The organism is Paracoccus sp. DMF, from assembly GCF_004407025.1.
GTDB classification, from domain to species: domain Bacteria; phylum Pseudomonadota; class Alphaproteobacteria; order Rhodobacterales; family Rhodobacteraceae; genus Paracoccus; species Paracoccus aminovorans_B.
The window spans coordinates 1-807 of sequence record NZ_SOKV02000170.1; the positions used below are offsets into that span (position 1 = coordinate 1).

Sequence of the window (807 nt, forward strand, 5' to 3'; positions counted from 1 at the left end):
GCCCGAAGCCATCCGCGCCGAGGCGGCCGAGGTCGCACAGGTCTGCGCACAGGCAGCGCGCCTCGGCGTCCAGATCGACGCCGCCGAAGCCGTCGCCAAGGGTGTGAAACCCGAAGCGTTGCGCGCCAAGGTGCTGGCCGATCTCGCCGCCCGAAGCGATGCCGCGGGCATCATCGCCACCGCCCCGGCGGCGGGCGCGAAGGAAAGCCCCATCGTGGCGGCAGCCAAGAAATCGGCCGCCGCCTCGCGCTGATCGCGCACTGCCCAGATCGGGCGCCCCCCTTCCCCCAACATCCTGGAGACTGAACCATGCCCGTCCTGACGGATCCGCCCAGCATGGGCGATGTCCTCAAATACGAGGTCAACCCGAACTACACCCGCGAGGTGATCACCCTGCAGCTTGGCCTGTCCTATCCGGCAGGGTCGGTCCTGGGGCGCATCACGGCCAGCGGCAAATACACCCTCTCGCCCGCGACCGGGGCCGATGGTTCGCAAACCGCAGTCGCCGTCCTGCTCTACCCGGTGAACGCCACGCTGGCAGACGCCGTGGGCATCGTGGTCACCCGTGGCCCCGCCATCGTCTCGCGCGCCGCCCTCGCCTACGAGGCCACCGTCAACGACGCGGCCAAGATCGCCGCAAAGATCACCCAGCTGGCCACCGTCGGCATCATCGCCCGCGACGGCGTCTGACGCAGCCCACCCGGCCGCGCCCATCCCCTCATCCCCCGGAGCCCCACCATGACCATCGTCCGCAATCCCTTCGACGCTGGCGGTTATTCGCTGGCCGAGATGACGCAGGCCATCAAC

General features: G+C 69.6%; 1 protein-coding gene and 1 pseudogene. Both read left to right on the plus strand.

The genetic code is table 11. The annotated features are described in order from the left end of the window. Positions 1-253: pseudogene (locus E3D03_RS21020) on the plus strand (S49 family peptidase); the annotation flags it as partial. 56 nt (positions 254-309) lie between these two features. Continuing rightward, complete coding sequence (locus E3D03_RS21025) at positions 310-690, plus strand: head decoration protein (RefSeq protein ID WP_263568556.1); 381 nt, start codon at positions 310-312, stop codon at positions 688-690. Positions 691-807 lie beyond the last annotated feature (117 nt).

Bases quoted from the DNA above. Each gene is read 5' to 3' on its own strand.
- E3D03_RS21025 (WP_263568556.1), top strand. From the start codon at position 310: ATGCCCGTCCTGACGGATCCGCCCAGCATGGGCGATGTCCTCAAATAC.